General features: G+C 38.0%; 20 protein-coding genes. 16 read left to right on the top strand and 4 right to left on the bottom strand.

What is annotated here, in order from left to right:
- Positions 1-59 precede the first annotated feature (59 nt).
- The 13 genes from ACESNQ_RS01600 to lacG all read left to right on the top strand — a co-directional run bounded on the left by ACESNQ_RS01600 (position 60) and on the right by lacG (position 11949).
- Positions 60-671, top strand: coding sequence for a hypothetical protein (locus ACESNQ_RS01600; protein WP_373074482.1), 612 nt, complete (start codon positions 60-62; stop codon positions 669-671).
- Between the two features lie 185 nt (positions 672-856).
- Positions 857-1333: a PTS sugar transporter subunit IIA gene (locus ACESNQ_RS01595; RefSeq protein ID WP_006148588.1), complete on the top strand. Its 477-nt coding sequence runs from the start codon at positions 857-859 to the stop codon at positions 1331-1333.
- Positions 1334-1373: 40 nt separating this feature from the next.
- Positions 1374-1679, top strand: coding sequence for a PTS sugar transporter subunit IIB (locus ACESNQ_RS01590; protein WP_006148587.1), 306 nt, complete (start codon positions 1374-1376; stop codon positions 1677-1679).
- A gap of 44 nt (positions 1680-1723) precedes the next feature.
- Positions 1724-3199 (top strand): PTS galactitol transporter subunit IIC, encoded by a 1476-nt coding sequence (locus tag ACESNQ_RS01585; protein ID WP_070677385.1) that lies wholly within the window; start codon positions 1724-1726, stop codon positions 3197-3199.
- A 95-nt stretch (positions 3200-3294) separates the two neighbouring features.
- A complete protein-coding gene (locus tag ACESNQ_RS01580) occupies positions 3295-4188 on the top strand; it encodes an aldose 1-epimerase family protein (RefSeq protein ID WP_373074479.1) in 894 nt (297 codons plus the stop codon).
- A 262-nt stretch (positions 4189-4450) separates the two neighbouring features.
- Positions 4451-4876, top strand: coding sequence for a galactose-6-phosphate isomerase subunit LacA (lacA, locus tag ACESNQ_RS01575; protein WP_006151484.1), 426 nt, complete (start codon positions 4451-4453; stop codon positions 4874-4876).
- 29 nt (positions 4877-4905) lie between these two features.
- A complete protein-coding gene (gene lacB, locus ACESNQ_RS01570; protein WP_001216925.1) occupies positions 4906-5421 on the top strand; it encodes a galactose-6-phosphate isomerase subunit LacB in 516 nt (171 codons plus the stop codon).
- A gap of 10 nt (positions 5422-5431) precedes the next feature.
- Positions 5432-6361 carry a tagatose-6-phosphate kinase gene (locus ACESNQ_RS01565; RefSeq protein ID WP_373074476.1) on the top strand — a complete coding sequence of 310 codons (930 nt, stop codon included), beginning with the start codon at positions 5432-5434 and terminating at the stop codon, positions 6359-6361.
- Between the two features lies 1 nt (position 6362).
- Positions 6363-7343: a tagatose-bisphosphate aldolase gene (gene lacD / locus ACESNQ_RS01560; protein WP_247921478.1), complete on the top strand. Its 981-nt coding sequence runs from the start codon at positions 6363-6365 to the stop codon at positions 7341-7343.
- Positions 7344-7572: 229 nt separating this feature from the next.
- The gene (locus ACESNQ_RS01555; RefSeq protein WP_373074474.1) at positions 7573-8409 is read left to right on the top strand and encodes a PRD domain-containing protein; all 837 of its coding nucleotides are present in this window, start codon (positions 7573-7575) and stop codon (positions 8407-8409) included.
- Positions 8410-8443: 34 nt separating this feature from the next.
- Entirely contained in the window at positions 8444-8761 is a 318-nt protein-coding gene (locus ACESNQ_RS01550; RefSeq protein ID WP_254804061.1) for a PTS lactose/cellobiose transporter subunit IIA, read from the top strand.
- Complete coding sequence (locus tag ACESNQ_RS01545; RefSeq protein ID WP_373074472.1) at positions 8761-10455, top strand: lactose-specific PTS transporter subunit EIIC; 1695 nt, start codon at positions 8761-8763, stop codon at positions 10453-10455. Before ACESNQ_RS01550 ends, ACESNQ_RS01545 begins: the two co-directional genes overlap by 1 nt.
- Positions 10456-10542: 87 nt before the next feature.
- Positions 10543-11949 carry a 6-phospho-beta-galactosidase gene (lacG, locus tag ACESNQ_RS01540; protein WP_373074470.1) on the top strand — a complete coding sequence of 469 codons (1407 nt, stop codon included), beginning with the start codon at positions 10543-10545 and terminating at the stop codon, positions 11947-11949.
- 39 nt (positions 11950-11988) lie between these two features.
- Here the strand turns inward: lacG and ACESNQ_RS01535 are convergent, their stop codons facing one another.
- The 4 genes from ACESNQ_RS01535 to nrdH all read right to left on the bottom strand — a co-directional run bounded on the left by ACESNQ_RS01535 (position 11989) and on the right by nrdH (position 16434).
- A complete protein-coding gene (locus tag ACESNQ_RS01535) occupies positions 11989-12756 on the bottom strand; it encodes a DeoR/GlpR family DNA-binding transcription regulator (RefSeq protein WP_373074468.1) in 768 nt (255 codons plus the stop codon).
- Between the two features lie 130 nt (positions 12757-12886).
- Positions 12887-13849 carry a class 1b ribonucleoside-diphosphate reductase subunit beta gene (nrdF, locus tag ACESNQ_RS01530; RefSeq protein WP_373074466.1) on the bottom strand — a complete coding sequence of 321 codons (963 nt, stop codon included), beginning with the start codon at positions 13847-13849 and terminating at the stop codon, positions 12887-12889.
- 137 nt (positions 13850-13986) lie between these two features.
- Positions 13987-16146, bottom strand: coding sequence for a class 1b ribonucleoside-diphosphate reductase subunit alpha (nrdE, locus tag ACESNQ_RS01525; RefSeq protein ID WP_373074464.1), 2160 nt, complete (start codon positions 16144-16146; stop codon positions 13987-13989).
- A 69-nt stretch (positions 16147-16215) separates the two neighbouring features.
- A complete protein-coding gene (gene nrdH, locus ACESNQ_RS01520) occupies positions 16216-16434 on the bottom strand; it encodes a glutaredoxin-like protein NrdH (protein WP_036757515.1) in 219 nt (72 codons plus the stop codon).
- A 360-nt stretch (positions 16435-16794) separates the two neighbouring features.
- Here nrdH and ACESNQ_RS01515 point away from each other — a divergent pair, with 360 nt between their 5' ends.
- The 3 genes from ACESNQ_RS01515 to udk all read left to right on the top strand — a co-directional run bounded on the left by ACESNQ_RS01515 (position 16795) and on the right by udk (position 19555).
- A complete protein-coding gene (locus ACESNQ_RS01515) occupies positions 16795-17058 on the top strand; it encodes a phosphocarrier protein HPr (RefSeq protein WP_000146952.1) in 264 nt (87 codons plus the stop codon).
- Between the two features lie 4 nt (positions 17059-17062).
- Positions 17063-18796 (top strand): phosphoenolpyruvate--protein phosphotransferase, encoded by a 1734-nt coding sequence (gene ptsP / locus ACESNQ_RS01510; RefSeq protein WP_223338510.1) that lies wholly within the window; start codon positions 17063-17065, stop codon positions 18794-18796.
- A 120-nt stretch (positions 18797-18916) separates the two neighbouring features.
- Complete coding sequence (gene udk / locus ACESNQ_RS01505; RefSeq protein WP_373074461.1) at positions 18917-19555, top strand: uridine kinase; 639 nt, start codon at positions 18917-18919, stop codon at positions 19553-19555.
- The last annotated feature ends 31 nt before the right edge of the window (positions 19556-19586 follow it).

Here is a 19586-nt window from a genome sequence, read left to right as displayed (position 1 = left end):
AGTTATCTTTTGACACTTATCTTTTCTTTCATTAGAATAGAAGTGAAAGGAGAAGGATCATGAAAAAAATCGTCAGTTTATCTACACTTTTAGTGTGTTGCCTTTGCCTCGCTGCTTGTAATACTTCAAAATCTAAAAAAGAAGTGGCTTCAGAAACAACTACAGTTCAAGAAACTACCACAGCCCAAGAAACAACAACTGTAGCCGAATCAACGATTAAGGATACACAGGTAATCGGGTCAGATGCTTATGGCTACGTAAAAGTGCCAAAATCATGGATACATTTTACAGAAGTTGAGGGTGGTGATGATATTCAGTACTGTGATGGAACGGACATCAATATCGTAACCCTAAATACTTTTAAACCAGAGCACCTTGGTGTTAGTGAAAGTGAATATGCTGCTCTTGATGCTGTTCAAGTTTCTACTAGCGTTTATCAAACTAAACAACAAAGCAAGGATTTCTCTAAAGTTTGGGGTTCTAAGTCAAAAATTGGTGGTTATGACGCCTATGTCGTAAACTGTATTGCTAAAAATGGTAAATATTTAGTGATCTGGATCTTTAAATCAGACGATGGTAAGTTTAGATATGTTTCTCTAGAAGGAACACCTGAAGTGTTAAAGGATATGCTTCCATTGATTGAACAAAGTTGGACTACGAAAAAAGATTAATAAATAAGAAAACAGGATGTATGTCCTGTTTTTTTATATCTTTTTCAAAACTATTTAAAATTATTTGCTGTTTAAAATCAAACAAAAAAAATAAAAATCAAACAAAATACAACAAAAAATATTGACAACGGTTTCATATAGTGTTATACTTGTATCATAAAAGTTAAATATGAAGGGAGAAGGTCATGGGATTAGATCATTTCTTCAGCAAAGACTTAGTTTTTTGTTTAGAAGCAGATAATCAAGAGCAACTATTTGATCAAGTTGCAACCCTATTGGAAGAAAAGAAAGTTGTTACGGATACCTATCGATCGGCATTGATTGAACGTGAAAAAATGTTTCCAACCGGTTTAGATATGGAATTTCTTGGGAAGGACTTGCCGAATGTAGCAATCCCTCACACAGACACGATTCATAATTTAACTGAAAACGTTGTTGTGGTTCGCTTAGCGAAACCAGTAACATTCCACAACATGATTGCTCCTGACAAGGAAGTAGAAGTATCATTACTCTTCTTTATCATCAATAATTCAAGTTCGAGTCAAACAAATATTCTTGCTCAATTGATGGACTTCTTTACAGGTAATGGTCATCTAGAAGCACTTTCTAAGATTACAGAACCAGAAGCTTTGTTCCAGTATATCTCAGAAGCAACTGCTTAAATTCATTAATAAATAGTAAATAAAAACGGAGGAAATCCAAATGATTAAAATTCTTGCTGCATGTGGTGCAGGTGTCAACTCAAGCCACCAAATTAAAAGCGCTCTAGAAGAAGAGCTATCTAACCGTGGATACGACGTACAGTGTGACGCAGTTATGGTTAAAGATGTCAACGAAGACTTGATTAAAGGTTATGATATCTTCACACCAATTGCTGCAACAGACTTAGGTTTTGACCCTGGTATCCCAGTAGTTGAAGCTGGACCAATCTTGTTCCGTATTCCAGCAATGAGCGCTCCAGTTTATGACAATATTGAAGCAGCAATCAAAGAACACGGATTAAGTTAATTATTATTTTGTAATTTTCCATAAAAATAAAGGGAGGAAAAATTATGGATTTCATTATCAATCTAGCCAACGATTTCTTTAAACCAATCTTGGCTATGGGTGGCCCAATCATCATGCTGATCATTTTGACAGTATTGGCCTTGCTTTTCGGAGTTAAATTCTCCAAAGCACTTGAAGGTGGTATCAAACTTGCCATCGCGCTTACTGGTATCGGTGCTATCATCGGTATGCTTAATGGAGCTTTCTCAGCTTCACTTGCAAAATTCGTTGAAAATACTGGTATTCAATTGAACATCACCGACGTTGGTTGGGCACCACTCGCTACAATCACTTGGGGTTCTGCTTGGACACTTTACTTCTTGCTAGTTATGTTGATTGTCAACGTTGTGATGCTTGCAATAAAGAAAACTGATACACTTGACGTTGATATCTTCGATATCTGGCACTTGTCTATCACAGGTCTTTTGATCAAATGGTACGCTGACAACAATGGAGTTAGCCAAGGAGTTTCACTCTTCATCGCGACTGCAGCAGTTGTTCTTGTTGGGGTTCTTAAAATCATCAACTCTGACTTGATGAAACCAACATTTGATGACCTTCTTAATGCACCAAGTTCATCACCAATGACTTCAACTCACATGAACTACATGATGAACCCAGTTATCATGGTTTTGGATAAGATTTTTGATAAATTCTTCCCAGGTCTTGATAAATACGACTTTGACGCTGCTAAACTTAACAAGAGAATCGGTTTCTGGGGATCTAAATTCTTCATCGGTTTCATCCTTGGTATCGTTATCGGCTTGATGGGTACTCCACATCCAGTTGCTGGAGTAGAAGATGCATCTTCATGGGAACTTGTTATTAAAGGTTGGTTGTCACTTGGTTTGACTGCCGGTGTCTGCTTGGAGCTCTTCTCATTGATCGGTTCATGGTTCATCGCAGCCGTAGAACCACTTTCACAAGGTATTACAAACGTTGCTACTAAACGTCTTCAAGGACGTAAATTCAACATCGGTCTTGACTGGCCATTTATCGCTGGTCGTGCTGAAATCTGGGCTTGTGCTAACGTACTTGCACCAATCATGTTGGTTGAAGCAGTGCTTCTTTCAAATGTCGGAAATGGTATCTTGCCACTTGCTGGTATCATCGCTATGGGTGTAACTCCAGCTCTCTTGGTAGTTACTCGTGGTAAATTGCTCCGTATGATTATCTTCGGAACTCTCTTGTTGCCACTCTTCCTTCTTTCAGGTACACTTATCGCACCATTCGCAACTGAACTTGCTAAAGGTGTAGGTGCCTTCCCAGAAGGTGTGAACCAATCACAATTGATTACTCACTCAACTCTTGAAGGACCAATCGAAAAACTATTTGGTTGGGCAATCGGTAACGCTACAACTGGTGATATCAAAGCTATCCTTGGCGCATTAGTATTCCTTGTATTCTACGTTGGTATCTTTGCATGGTATAGAAAACAAATGATCAAACGTAACGAAGAATACGCAGCAAACGCAAAATAATTTGCTCCTAAAAATGTAAATTGTAAAAACTAGGTTGTCAGTTTCCACTATGGAGCAGTCAGCCTAGTTTTTTTAGAGAATTGGAGGTAAGACTTATGATTGTATTAAAATCAGATCAATTAAATGTTGAGTTTCAAACGCTTGGAGGCGCCCTTTCTTCCATAAAGGACAAGGAAGGCGTAGAGTATTTGTGGCAGGGGGATCCAACTTATTGGAGTGGGCAAGCACCCGTATTATTCCCAATATGTGGTTCAGTAAGAAATGATACGGTCCTTTATGATAAGGAAGATGGTAGTCAAAAAGAAGGAAAAATCCCTCGACATGGCTTAGTAAGAAAAAAAGATTTTACATTAGTAGAACAAACAGATAATTCTGTTACATTCGCTATTGAAGACGATGAAGAAATGTATGAAAATTACCCTTATCATTTTCGTTTAGAAATCACTTATACAGTGACTGGGAAAACCATACGTACTCAGTATAAAGTCTATAATAAAGAATTAGAAAAGAGTATGCCATATTTTATCGGCGGGCATCCTGGTTTTAACTGTCCTTTACTAGACGACGAGGTATATGAAGATTACTATCTTGAATTTGAAAAGCCAGAAACATGTACAGTTCCAAAACCTTTCCCAGAAACAGGAATGTTGGATTTCAAAGATAGAAGTTCTTGGTTAAATAATCAAAAAGAAATAGACTTGAATTATGACTTCTTTAGCTATGATGCTGTGACATTAGATGAGTTGGAATCTCGCACAGTAGCTTTACGTTCACGAAAACATGATAAAGGTTTGAAACTAGATTTTAAAGAGTTTCCAAATTTAATCGTATGGTCAACTCTTAATAAAGGGCCTTTTATTGCCTTAGAACCATGGTCGGGTTTGTCTACTTCAATAGAAGAAGGAGATAGACTGGAAGATAAGAAAGATGTTAAGATTATAAAACCTAGTGATTTTGATCAGATTGGATTTGATATCGAGATTTTATAAAAAATAAACAAAAACAAACATAAATTGTTGACTTTTCCAACTAATAGTAGTATATTATGTTTATAAAGAACAATTTGTGTTTATTTTAACAATATTACTGTTCTGGCTTTTCTCTGAAGAAAGCTTATTAAGAAACGAATAAGATATTTGTTCTTAATTTAAATTATTGTCAACAAAACTACTAGTAACTATTTGAGAAAGGTCTCTTTTAGGCTAGAATCAGAAAGTTTTACTGGTCTATTATAAAAAAGGAGTATACAATATGGCTATTGTTATTGGTGCAGATGCTGCAGGTTTAAGATTGAAAGAAGTTGTAAAAAACTTCTTGGAAAAAGAAAACTTCCACGTAGTGGATGTTACAGCAGAAGGTCAAGACTTTGTTGATGTAACTCTAGCAGTTGCGGAAGAAGTTAAGAAAGAAGAACAAAACCTTGGTATCGTCATTGATGCTTATGGTGCAGGTCCATTTATGGTTGCTACTAAAATCAAAGGAATGGTTGCTGCAGAAGTTTCTGATGAACGTTCAGCTTATATGACTCGCGGTCACAACAACTCACGTATGATTACGATGGGTGCTCAACTTGTTGGTGATGAATTAGCTAAAAACATTGCTAAAGGCTTTGTAAATGGTAAATACGACGGCGGTCGTCACCAAATCCGTGTCGACATGTTGAACAAAATGTGCTAATTTTGATATTGAAAGAAAGGTAAGATAAAATGAGAATTGCAATCGGATGTGACCACATCGTAACAAATGAAAAAATGGCTGTTTCAGAATTTTTGAAATCAAAAGGACATGAAGTTATCGACTTTGGTACTTATGACCACGCTCGTACCCACTATCCAATCTTTGGTAAAAAAGTTGGTGAAGCAGTAGTTAGTGGCCAAGCTGATCTTGGTGTTTGTATCTGTGGTACTGGTGTAGGTATCAATAACGCTGTTAACAAAGTTCCAGGTGTTCGTTCAGCATTAGTTCGTGATATGACAACAGCTCTTTATGCTAAAGAACAATTGAATGCCAATGTTATCGGATTTGGTGGTAAAATCACTGGTGAATTGCTCATGTGTGATATCATTGAAGCTTTCATCAATGCTGAATACAAACCATCAGAAGAAAACAAAAAATTGATCGCTAAAATCCAACACGTTGAAACTCATAACGATCATCAAACTGATGCCAACTTCTTTACAGAGTTCCTTGAAAAATGGGATCGTGGTGAATACCACGACTAAGAGGTGACTTATGATTTTAACAGTCACAATGAACCCATCCATTGATATTTCCTATCCTTTGGATGAATTGAAAATTGACACTGTCAACCGTGTGGTAGATGTCACTAAAACGGCTGGTGGTAAAGGTCTTAACGTTACTCGTGTCCTATCAGAATTTGGTGACTCCGTAGTCGCAACAGGACTTGTCGGTGGTAAACTTGGTGATTTTTTAGTAGAGAATATTGATGATAAAGTAAGCAAACGTTTCTTCTCTATTCAAGGTGAAACCCGTAACTGTATCGCAATTCTACATGGAGAAAACCAAACAGAAATCCTAGAAAAAGGTCCTGAAGTTCAAGAAAAAGAAGGTCAAGATTTCTTGGCTCATTTCAAAGAACTTTTAGAGACTGTAGAGGTAGTGGCCATTTCAGGTAGTCTACCTGCAGGACTTCCAGTTGATTACTATGCTAGTTTAGTTGAACTTTCGAATCTAGCTGGTAAACCTGTTGTCTTGGACTGTTCAGGCGCTGCACTTCAGGCAGTTCTTGAGTCTCCACATAAACCAACAGTCATCAAGCCAAATAATGAAGAATTATCTCAACTTTTGGGAAGAGAAATTTCTAAAGACTTGTATGAATTAAAAGAAGTCCTTCAAGAACCACTATTTGATGGAATCGAGTGGATTATCGTTTCCTTAGGTGCTAACGGAGCATTCGCTAAACACGGTAACACTTTCTACAAAGTAGATATTCCAAGAATTCAAGTAGTAAATCCAGTCGGTTCTGGAGATTCTACAGTGGCAGGTATTGCTTCAGGTCTTTTCCATAACGAAACGGATCAAGAACTGTTGATCAAGGCAAATGTCCTTGGTATGCTTAATGCTCAAGAAAAAATGACCGGTCATGTCAATATGGCCAACTATCAAGGTCTATATGACCAATTAATTGTAAAAGAGGTATAAAATGGTTTTAACAGAAAATAAACGCGCTTGTATGCAAAAACTCTCTGATGAGAATGGTATCATCTCAGCTCTCGCCTTTGACCAACGTGGTGCTTTGAAACGCCTCATGGCTCAATACCAAACAGAAGAGCCAACAGTTGCTCAAATGGAAGAACTTAAAGTATTGGTTGCAGATGAATTGACTAAATATGCTTCATCTATGCTACTTGACCCTGAGTACGGACTTCCAGCTACAAAAGCTCTTGATCCAAATGCTGGTCTTCTCCTTGCTTATGAGAAAACAGGATACGACACAACAAGTACAAAACGCTTGCCAGACTGCTTGGACGTTTGGTCTGCAAAACGTATCAAAGAACAAGGTGCAGATGCTGTTAAGTTCTTGCTTTACTATGACGTAGATAGCTCTGACGAACTCAACCAACAAAAACAAGCCTACATTGAACGTATTGGTTCTGAGTGTGTAGCTGAAGATATTCCATTCTTCCTTGAAATCTTGGCTTACGATGAAAAGATTGCGGACGCAGGGTCTTCCGAATACGCTAAAGTAAAACCACGCAAGGTTATCGGTGCTATGAAGGTCTTCTCAGACCCACGCTTTAACATCGATGTCTTGAAAGTGGAAGTTCCAGTTAACGTGAAATACGTTGAAGGATTTGGCGATGGCGAAATCGTTCATACACGTGAAGAAGCAGCGGCCTTCTTTAAAGCTCAAGACGAAGCTACTAACTTGCCATACATCTACTTGAGTGCAGGTGTATCAGCTAAGCTCTTCCAAGAAACTCTTGTATTTGCCCACGAATCAGGTGCAAACTTCAATGGTGTTCTTTGTGGACGTGCAACATGGGCTGGATCAGTTGAAGCTTATATTAAAGACGGTGAAGCAGCAGCTCGCGAATGGCTTCGTACGACTGGTTTTGAGAACATCGATGAACTCAACAAAGTTCTTAAAACAACAGCAACTTCATGGACCGAACGTGTGTAAATTTCCACCCTTTTTATGTCAAAACCCAGCTAAAAACTTTTAAAAAAAGTTGTATGTAAAGGTTTACAAAATAAAAATCTTGTGCTATACTTAAGTCACAAGTTAATAAGAGTGAGTGTTACTAAGTAATATTAGGCATGATCACAGATGACTCAGAAATTTATTTTCAGGGTCATTTGTGGTCATTTTTTATACTCTAGCTCTTAAATGACAGAACAAGGAGGTCGACATGTATCGGATATTAAATCCAATGAATAACAATGTTTCTCTTGTGCGGAATAGCAAGGGAGAGGAGTTGATCGTAGTCGGTAAGGGTATTTCGTTTGGTAAGAAGAAGGGAGATTTGATTTCTGAGGATCATGTTGAAAAAGTCTTTCGGATGAAGACTGAAGAATCTCGAGAAAATTTTATGACTCTACTCAAGGATGTTCCGTTAGACTTTATTACCGTTACTTATGAAATTATCGATAATCTTTCAAAAAAATACCAATATCCTGTTCAAGAGTACCTCTACGTAACCTTGACAGACCATATCTATTGTTCTTATCAAGCGATTAGCCAAGGGCGTTATAAGGATAGTAATTTACCTGATATTTCAAAGGAGTATCCTATTGCTTTTCAAATAGCTCAAGAGTCTTTTGAAATCTATAATAGTAAACTATCTGGTAATTTACCAAAGGATGAAATAAAAAGAATAGCCTACCACTTTATTAATGCCGAGGGTGAGAATGAGGTAGAAGTTGCAGAAGCTATTGATAAGAGAAAGGAAATCATAAAGAAGGTTGAGAGTCTTCTCAGGAGCTATGACATTCAAAGAACCCATGAAAATAATAATTTCTACGATCGTTTTATGATTCATCTAAATTATTTCTTGGATTACCTTGATCGTAGTCGCGATGATAATCAATCCTTGCTCGATATGGAAGAACATATAAAAAACACCTATCCAGAAGCATTCGAGATTGGTAGCAAAATTTATGAAGTCATTGCTCAGGAAACGGGTGTTGATCTTTATAAGAGTGAACGAGTTTACCTTGTTCTACATATTCAACGTTTATTGTCATAATATTTACTAAAAATTATATAAGGAGAAATCTATCATGAATAGAGAAGAAGTAACATTGTTAGGTTTTGAGATTGTTGCCTATGCTGGCGATGCTCGTTCAAAACTATTGGAAGCCTTGAAGGCTGCTGAAGCTGGTGATTTTGCGAAAGCGGATAGCTTAGTTGAGGAAGCCGGTGCTTGCATCGCAGAGGCTCACCATGCCCAAACAAGCTTGTTAACAAAGGAAGCTGCTGGTGACGATTTGGCTTATAGCGTGACCATGATGCATGGCCAAGATCACTTGATGACAACAATCTTGCTAAAAGATTTGATGCATCATTTAATTGAACTTTATAAAAGAGGAGCTAAATAATGAATAAGTTAATTGCCTATATCGAGAAAGGAAAGCCTTTCTTTGAAAAACTATCTCGAAATATCTATCTTCGTGCTATTCGTGATGGATTTATCGCTGGGATGCCAGTCATTCTATTCTCAAGTATTTTTATCTTGATTGCCTTTGTGCCTAATTCATGGGGCTTCCAGTGGTCAGATGATGTAGTGGCACTATTGATGAAACCTTATAGCTATTCAATGGGTATTCTCGCACTTTTGGTTGCTGGTACAACTGCTAAATCTTTAACAGACTCTGTTAACCGTAGCATGGAAAAAACTAACCAAATCAACTATATGTCAACGCTATTAGCTGCTATTGTTGGTTTATTGATCTTGGCAGCTGACCCAATTGAAGGGGGCTTTGCAACTGGTTTCCTCGGAACAAAAGGTTTGCTTTCAGCTTTTCTAGCAGCCTTTGTGACTGTAGCAATCTATAAGATTTGTGTGAAGAATAATGTCACTATTCGTATGCCTGACGAAGTTCCACCAAATATCTCACAGGTCTTCAAAGATGTTATTCCATTTACGCTTTCTGTCGTTTCCCTTTACGGTCTTGACTTACTTGCTCGTCATTTTGTTGGGGCAAGCGTAGCAGAATCAATCGGTAAATTCTTTGCACCTCTATTCTCAGCAGCTGATGGTTATGTTGGTATTACGATTATTTTCGGTGCTTTTGCATTCTTCTGGTTTATTGGTATTCACGGCCCATCTATCGTTGAGCCTGCGATTGCAGCGATCACTTATGCAAATGCCGAAGTCAACTTGAACCTCCTTCAACAAGGTATGCACGCTGATAAGATCCTTACATCTGGTACACAAATGTTCATCGTCACTATGGGTGGTACAGGAGCAACTCTTGTGGTTCCGTTCATGTTTATGTGGTTATGTAAATCGAAACGAAATCGTGCTATTGGACGCGCTTCAGTAGTTCCTACATTCTTTGGTGTAAACGAACCAATCTTGTTTGGTGCACCACTTGTTTTGAACCCAATCTTCTTTATCCCATTCATCTTTGCACCAATTGCAAACGTATGGATCTTTAAGTTCTTTATTGAAACACTTGGCATGAACTCATTTACTGCCAACCTTCCATGGACTACACCAGGACCTCTTGGTATTGTTCTTGGTACAAACTTCCAGTTCTTATCATTCGCTCTTGCAGCATTGTTAATTGTAGTAGATATTGTTATCTACTATCCATTCCTCAAGGTTTATGATGAACAAATTCTTGAAGAAGAACGTTCAGGTAAAGCTAATGATGAATTAAAAGAAAAAGTAGCTGCAAACTTTAACACTGCAAAAGCAGATGCTATTCTTGAAAAAGCTGGAGTAGAATCAGCACAAAATACAATTACTGAAGAAACAAACGTCCTCGTTCTTTGTGCGGGTGGAGGAACAAGTGGTCTTCTTGCTAATGCTTTGAATAAAGCCGCAGAAGAGTATAAAGTTCCAGTTAAAGCTGCAGCAGGTGGCTATGGAGCCCACCGTGAAATGTTACCAGAGTTTGATTTGGTTATCTTAGCACCACAAGTTGCTTCAAACTTTGAGGATATGAAAGCTGAAACTGATAAATTAGGTATCAAACTTGCTAAGACAGAAGGTGCACAGTACATCAAGTTAACTCGTGATGGACAAGGTGCTCTCGCATTTGTTCAGGCGCAATTTGAAGAATAAGAACTAAAAAGTGAGATGGAGATGGATGGCTCACTAACTCCTCTCCCCTCACTTTTCATTTTATCCAATCAAGAAAAAGGTGAAAAAATGACAAAAACACTTCCTAAAGATTTTATTTTTGGTGGGGCAACGGCTGCCTATCAAGCAGAAGGAGCTACCCATACTGACGGAAAAGGACCAGTTGCTTGGGACAAATACTTAGCTGATAACTATTGGTATACAGCAGAACCAGCAAGCGATTTCTACCATAAATATCCAGTTGACCTCAAACTAGCAGAAGAGTATGGCGTCAACGGTATTCGGATTTCGATCGCTTGGTCACGTATTTTCCCAACTGGCTATGGCGAAGTAAACCCAAAAGGGATAGAATTCTATCATAAGTTATTTGCAGAATGTCATAAACGTCATGTAGAACCATTCGTAACCCTCCATCACTTTGATACACCAGAAGCTCTTCACTCAAATGGAGATTTCTTGAATCGTGAGAATATGGACCATTTCGTTGATTATGCAGCCTTCTGTTTTGAAGAATTCCCAGAAGTCAACTATTGGACAACCTTTAATGAAATTGGCCCAATCGGTGATGGTCAATACTTAGTAGGAAAATTCCCTCCTGGGATTCAGTATGACCTTGCCAAAGTTTTCCAATCACATCACAATATGATGGTTTCTCATGCGCGTGCTGTGAAATTATATAAAGACAAAGGGTATGAAGGTGAAATTGGAGTTGTGCACGCTCTTCCAACTAAGTATCCTTTGGATCCAGAAAATCCAGCAGACGTTCGGGCGGCTGAATTAGAAGATATCATCCACAACAAATTTATCTTGGATGCTACTTACCTTGGACACTATTCAGATGCAACCATGGAAGGTGTAAACCACATCTTATCAGTAAATGGTGGTAGCTTGGATCTTCGTGACGAAGACTTTGCAGCACTTGAAGCAGCTAAAGATTTGAACGACTTCCTTGGAATTAACTACTACATGAGTGACTGGATGGAAGCCTTTGATGGTGAAACTGAAATCATCCACAATGGTAAAGGGGAGAAAGGAAGCTCTAAATACCAAATTAAAGGTGTTGGTCGTCGTGTAGCTCCTGATTATGTACCTCGCACTGACTGGGACTGGATTATCTACCCTCAAGGGCTATATGATCAGATCATGCGTGTGAAGGCGGATTATCCAAACTACAAGAAAATCTATATCACAGAAAACGGACTTGGCTACAAAGATGAATTTGTGGACAACACTGTTTACGATGATGGCCGTATTGATTATGTGAAACAACATTTGGAAGTATTGTCTGATGCGATTGCCGATGGTGCAAACGTCAAAGGATACTTCATTTGGTCACTCATGGACGTCTTCTCTTGGTCAAATGGTTACGAAAAACGTTATGGACTCTTTTATGTAGATTTCGAAACTCAAGAGCGTTATCCTAAAAAGTCAGCACATTGGTATAAGAAAGTAGCAGAAACAGGAGCTATTGAGTAAATATAACGATAAAAAAAGTCTCACCATTGGTGAGACTTTTTAAGGTGTTGATTTAATAATCTTTGTTTGTTTGGACAAATTTTTTAGGGTTTCTTGGTTAAGTTTTGAATCTGAAATAATCGTATCAATATCAGCGATATTATAGAAAGTATAAAAATCAAACTTATTAAATTTACTGTGGTCAGCCAGAAGAATCTTTTTATTAGCATTATTTAATGCTAGCTTTTGGACTTCACCTTCATCTTCGCTAAAAGTAGCGATAGCATGATCTTTTATACCATTGCAACTAACAAAAGCTTTAGAGAATTGAAGACTTTCGATATCTTGGAGCGTTAAGGTTCCGACAAAGGCACCAGTGATTTCTCGATAATTTCCACCAATCAAAATTAAATCAGTCAGTTTTCGTTCATTCAAGATAATGAAAACAGGAAGGCTATTTGTTACCACACGAATATTATCTATTGGAAGTTCACGCGCAAAGAACTCAAGAGTAGTACCTGGACCGATAAAAATCGTTTCTCTTTCTTCGACTAAATGACCAGCAAATTTTGCGATTTCTTGTTTTTCAGCAATCTGAAGACCTTGTTTTTCGACATTCGAGCGTTCATTTGCTAATAGAGAACCAGAACGAAGTTTTTCAGCACCTCCATGCACTCGAACAAGTAGATCCTTGTCAGCTAACTCTTGCAGATAACGTCGAGCAGTCATATCAGAAATATCTAAACGATTCATTATTTCTTTGACTGTGATGGTTCCTCTTGTATTGACAATCTCTAAAATCACATCTAGTTTTTCTTGTTTTAGCATTGAATCACCCCCATATCCAATATCATTTTATCACATTTTAAACATCTAAGCAACTTAAATAAAACAAAAATAAACAAAAACAAAAAACATCTGTGTTTGTTTTTAACTCAGATGTTTTTATATTTCTTAATTAGTCTAATCCATAGTTATAATCATCGTCCTGCATAGCTTCAACTTCACCAAGTAGATATCCGTTACCAACTTGAGAGAAGAAGTCGTGGTTGGATGTACCAGTTGAAATCCCGTTCATAACGATTGGATTGACATCGTCAGCTGAGTCAGGGAAGAGAGGATCTTGTCCTAGATTCATAAGAGCTTTATTGGCATTGTAGCGAAGGAAAGTTTTAACCTCTTCAGTCCAACCAACACCATCATATAAACTCTCTGTATAACCTTCTTCATTTTCATAAAGTGTGTAGAGCAGGTCGTACATCCAGTCTTTTAACTTTTCTTGCTCTTCTTCTGGTAATTCGTTGAAACCAAGTTGGAATTTATAACCAATATATGTTCCGTGAACTGACTCGTCTCGAATAATGAGTTTGATGATTTCAGCAACGTTTGCTAACTTGTTATTTCCTAGATAGTAGAGTGGAGTGAAGAAACCAGAGTAGAAGAGGAAGGTTTCAAGGAATACACTAGCCACTTTCTTTTCAAGTGGTGTTCCCTTAAGGTAAATCTCATTGATGATTTGTGCCTTTTTCTGAAGATATGGGTTTGTATCAGTCCATTCAAAGATTTCTTCAATCTCAGTCTTGGTATTCAAGGTTGAGAAAATAGAAGAATAAGATTTAGCATGGACAGATTCCATAAATTGGATGTTGTTAAACACAGCTTCCTCATGTGGTGTACGGATATCTGCACGTAACGCTTGAACCCCTGTTTCAGACTGCATGGTATCCAAGAGTGTCAAACCGCCAAAGACTTTTCCTACCAAGTCTTTTTCTTTATTTGATAACTTTCTCCAGTCATCTAAGTCATTAGATAAGGGAATACGTGTATCCAACCAAAATTGTTCAGTTAGTTTTTCCCATGTTGATTTATCGATGACATCTTCGATGGCATTCCAGTTAATGGCTTTGTAGTAAGTTTCCATTACAAATCTCTTTCTTTTGATTTTATTAAAATAGTGATGAATGTTCTAGCCTTGTGTGATTGGGTTACCGCACAAAAAGTCGTTACTCCGACTTTTTGATGTTACCTTATCTTTGTAAACAAGTTTTTAGTGAGATTTTAAATCACACAGCTTTCACATTGGTTAGCACCAACTTCACCGCCGTCATCTGTGTAGGTACGAACGTAGTAGATAGACTTAATGCCCTTGTTAAAGGCGTAGTTACGAAGGATAGATAGGTCACGTGTTGTTTGTTTGTTCTCTTTCTTCCATTCGTAAAGACCTGTTGGGATATCACTACGCATGAAGAGAGTAAGTGAAAGCCCTTGGTCTACGTGCTCAGTTGCAGCAGCATAGACATCGATAACTTTACGCATATCCATGTCATAGGCAGAAGTGTAGTAAGGAATAGTTTCAGTTGATAATCCTGCAGCAGGATAGTAAATCTTACCAATTTTCTTCTCTTGACGTTCTTCAATACGTTGAGTAATTGGGTGGATAGAAGCAGACACGTCATTGATGTAGCTGATAGAACCATTCGGCGCTACAGCAAGACGGTTTTGGTGGTAAAGTCCATCTGCTTTAACTTTATCACGAAGTTCAGCCCAATCAGCTGCAGACGGGATAAAGATACCTTCAAAGAGTTCTTTAACACGATCAGATTTTGGAACAAATTGACCAGACGTATACTTATCGAAATAAGAACCATTTGCATAGTCTGATTTCTCAAAGTTGTGGAAGGTAATGCCACGTTCACGCGCAATATTGTTTGATTCTACCAAAGTCCAGTAATTCAAGAGCATAAAGTAGATACTTGTAAATTCAACAGACTCAGGAGATCCATATTCGATTAATTGCTGAGCAAGATAGCTGTGAAGCCCCATAGCACCAAGTCCAAATGTATGAGCTTGGCTATTTCCGTGGTCGATAGTTGGAACAGCAACGATGTGAGAGCTATCTGTTACAAAGGTCAAAGCGCGAACCATAGCTCGGATAGAACGACCAAAGTCAGGTGATGTCATCATATTTACTACGTTGGTTGAACCAAGGTTACATGAAACGTCAGTACCCATTTGAACAAATTCTTGCGCATCGTTGATAAGGCTTGGCTCTTGGACTTGAAGAATTTCTGAACACAAGTTACTCATGATAATCTTACCATCGACAGGATTTGCACGGTTAGCAGTATCGATATTGACTACATAAGGATAGCCAGATTCTTGTTGCAATTTAGAAATTTCTGTTTCCAAATCACGGGCCTTAATTTTTGTCTTACGAATATTTGGATTTGCCACCAATTCATCGTATTTTTCTGTGATATCGATGTAGTTAAAAGGTACACCATACTCTTTTTCAACAGAATAAGGACTGAAGAGGTACATTTCCTCATTCTTACGTGCTAATTCGTAGAATTTATCTGGAACCACAACACCAAGTGAAAGAGTCTTGACACGAACTTTTTCATCAGCATTTTCTTTCTTAGTAGAAAGGAAAGCAATAATGTCTGGGTGGAAGACGTTAAGGTAAACAACCCCAGCCCCTTGACGTTGACCCAATTGGTTAGAGTATGAGAAGCTGTCTTCGAAAAGCTTCATAACTGGTACGACACCAGAAGCAGCACCTTCATATCCTTTGATAGGTGCTCCAGCTTCACGAAGGTTGCTGAGGGAAATTCCGACACCACCACCGATACGTGAAAGTTGAAGAGCTGAGTTGATAGAACGTCCAATAGAGTTCATATCATCTGTTACCTGAATCAAGAAACAGGATACCAATTCACCACGACGTGCACGGCCCGCATTCAAGAAAGAAGGTGTAGCTGGCTGGTAACGCTGGTGGATGATTTCATTGGCAATATCAATTGCGATAGCTTCGTCACCATCAGCAAAGTAAAGAGCGTTAAAGAAGACACGGTCTTCCATGCTCTCAAGATAGTACTCTCCGTCATTAGTTTTCAAGGCATATTGATTGTAAAACTTGTATGCTGCCATGAAAGACTTGAATTGGAAGTTTTGATCCTTAATAAATTGGAAAAGCTCTTCTAAGAATTCTGGACGATATTTCTTGATAAACGCTGTTTCGATATAGTCTTGTTTAATAAGGTAATCGATTTTATCAGTGATAGAATCAAAAACCATAGAATTTGGTACAACATTTTCTTTAAAGAAAGCGTCCAAGGCTTCTTTATCTTTGTGGAGCATGATTTGTCCATTAACAGGACGGTTGATTTCATTATTTAGACGGAAGTAAGTTACATCCTCAAGTTGTTTTAATCCCATAAAATTTCCTTTAATTCATTACAAAAGAAAGGCTTCTAAGATTGACATAGAAGCTTTTAATCCTGATACTTAAGCAAGTTCTTTAAGTTTTGCTGGTTGGAAACCAGAGAAAACTTCAGTTGGTGTTTGAATGATAGGAGCAGCGTTGAAGCCTAGCTCTTTAACTTGTTCAATAAATTCAGGTTGTTCATCAAGATTGATTTCGCGATATGCGATTTTGTTACTATCTAAGAATCGTTTGGTCATTTTACATTGAACACAATTGTTTTTAGAATAAACGGTTACCATTCTGTAACTCCTCTTTCAAAATTTAATTACTTCTTAAGTATATCAGAAAAAAAATCTTTGTCAACGAAGAAAAACTAAATATTGTAGATTTTTTTTAGATGAGAGTTATCTGAACACAATATATAGTGATTGCAAAAAATAAAACCCATAAATAACAGCGTTTTCTAAATGTTAAAATTATAAAAAACTACATGATGTATTTTGATACATAAAATAGAAGATTTTCAGCAAGTTATCTGAAAGGAAAAAGAAGAAATCCCATAAAATACTTGAAAAAATTCCTAGAAGATGATATAATACCAAATTGTAAGGGTTATCAGATGTAACTCAAAAAGAAAACATTTAAAGGAGAGTCAAATTATGGCTTCTAAAGATTTCCACGTAGTGGCAGAAACAGGTATTCACGCACGTCCAGCAACATTGTTGGTACAAACTGCTAGCAAATTTGCTTCAGATATTACTCTTGAGTACAAAGGTAAATCAGTTAACCTTAAATCTATCATGGGTGTTATGAGCCTTGGTGTTGGTCAAGGTGCTGACGTTACAATCACTGCTGAAGGTGCAGACGCTGATGACGCTATCGCTGCTATCTCAGAAACAATGGAAAAAGAAGGATTGGCATAAGGATATGACAGAAATGCTTAAAGGAATCGCAGCATCTGATGGTGTTGCAGTTGCTAAAGCATATCTACTCGTTCAACCGGATTTATCATTCGAGACTATTACAGTCGAAGATACAAATGCAGAAGAGGCTCGTTTGGATGTTGCTCTTGAAGCTTCTCAAAACGAGCTTTCTCTTATCCGCGAGAAGGCTGTAGGTACGCTTGGTGAAGAAGCGGCGCAAGTATTTGACGCTCACTTGATGGTTCTTGCTGACCCTGAATTGATCGGTCAGATTAAAGAAACAATTCGTGCTAAGAAAGTAAATGCAGAAGCAGGTCTGAAAGAAGTTACAGACATGTTTATCACAATCTTTGAAGGCATGGAAGACAACCCATACATGCAGGAACGTGCAGCGGATATTCGCGACGTTACCAAACGTGTTTTGGCAAATCTTCTTGGCAAGAAACTGCCAAACCCAGCTTCAATCAATGAAGAAGTGATTGTGATTGCACATGACTTGACTCCGTCTGATACTGCTCAATTGGACAAAAACTTTGTAAAAGCTTTTGTAACAAACATTGGTGGACGTACAAGTCACTCAGCTATCATGGCTCGTACACTTGAAATTGCAGCTGTATTAGGTACAAACAACATCACTGAACTTGTAAAAGATGGTGACATTTTGGCTGTTTCAGGTATTTCAGGTGAAGTGGTTATCAACCCAAGTGAAGAACAAATTGCAGAATTCAAAGCAGCTGGTGAAGCTTACGCTAAACAAAAAGCTGAATGGGCTCTTTTGAAAGATGCTAAAACTGTTACTGCAGATGGTAAACACTTTGAGTTGGCAGCAAATATCGGTACACCTAAAGACGTTGAAGGTGTGAACGAAAATGGTGCTGAAGCTGTTGGTCTCTACCGTACAGAATTCTTGTACATGGATTCTCAAGATTTCCCAACGGAAGACGACCAATACGAAGCTTACAAAGCAGTTCTTGAAGGTATGAACGGTAAACCTGTTGTCGTTCGTACAATGGATATCGGTGGGGATAAAGAACTTCCTTACTTCGATCTTCCTAAAGAAATGAACCCATTCTTGGGCTACCGTGCTTTGCGTATCTCTATCTCAGAAACTGGTAACCAAATGTTCCGTACGCAATTGCGTGCATTGCTTCGTGCATCTGTTCACGGTAAATTGCGTATCATGTTCCCAATGGTTGCTTTGTTGAAAGAGTTCCGTACTGCTAAAGCTATTCTTGAAGAAGAAAAAGCAAAATTGGTTGCTGAAGGTGTCGCAGTTGCAGATGATATCCAAGTTGGTATCATGATTGAAATTCCTGCTGCAGCTATGCTTGCAGACCAATTTGCCAAAGAAGTTGATTTCTTCTCAATCGGTACAAACGACTTGATCCAATACACAATGGCTGCTGACCGTATGAACGAACAAGTTTCATACCTTTACCAACCATACAATCCATCAATCCTTCGCTTGATCAACAATGTTATCAAAGCAGCTCACGCTGAAGGTAAATGGGCTGGTATGTGTGGTGAGATGGCTGGGGACCAAACAGCTGTTCCACTTCTTGTCGGAATGGGCTTGGATGAGTTCTCTATGTCAGCTACATCTGTTCTTCGTACACGTAGCTTGATGAAGAAACTTGACACAGCTAAGATGCAAGAATACGCTAACCGTGCTCTTACTGAATGTTCAACAATGGAAGAAGTTCTTGAACTTTCTAAAGAATACGTTAACTTTGATTAAAAACATTAAAACCTTGTAGAACTAAACTACAAGGTTTTTTCTACTCTAATTTGAAAAGTCATCCTGTAAAATTTTCTAAAAATATGGTAAAATAGACAAAGGAAAAATACGGAGGCAACTATGCAAAACAGACCAATCATTATCGGAGTAACAGGAGGATCTGGTGGAGGAAAAACCAGTGTTTCTAAAGCAATCTTATCCCATTTCCCAAATGAAAAAATTGCCATGATTGAGCATGATTCCTACTATAAGGATCAATCTCATTTAACTTTTGAGGAGCGTATCAAAACCAATTATGACCATCCTTTTGCTTTTGATACTGACTTGATGATTGCGCAAATCAAAGAATTGTTGGCGGGGCGTCCTGTTGATATTCCTACTTATGATTATGCTGCCCATACAAGAAGCTCGAAAACCTATCGTCAAGAACCTCAAGACGTCTTTATTGTAGAAGGAATTTTGGTTTTGGAAGACAAACGTCTTCGTGATTTGATGGATATAAAGATTTTTGTGGACACTGATGATGATGTTCGTATCATCCGTCGTATTAAACGCGATATGGAAGAACGTGGTCGTAGCCTCGATAGTGTTATCGAGCAATACCTTAGCGTGGTTAAACCCATGTATCACCAATTTATAGAGCCAACTAAACGTTACGCTGACATTGTAATCCCTGAAGGTGTGACAAATACGGTTGCAATTGATTTGTTGACAACTAAGATAGAAAAAATCTTAGAAGAAGCACGGTTAACACAATGACAATAAAAAAAAGCCTGTATCAATATGATAC

Source organism: Streptococcus infantis (genome assembly GCF_964243025.1).
Taxonomy (GTDB): domain Bacteria; phylum Bacillota; class Bacilli; order Lactobacillales; family Streptococcaceae; genus Streptococcus; species Streptococcus infantis_N.
This window is presented reverse-complemented; position numbering and strand designations above follow the sequence as displayed.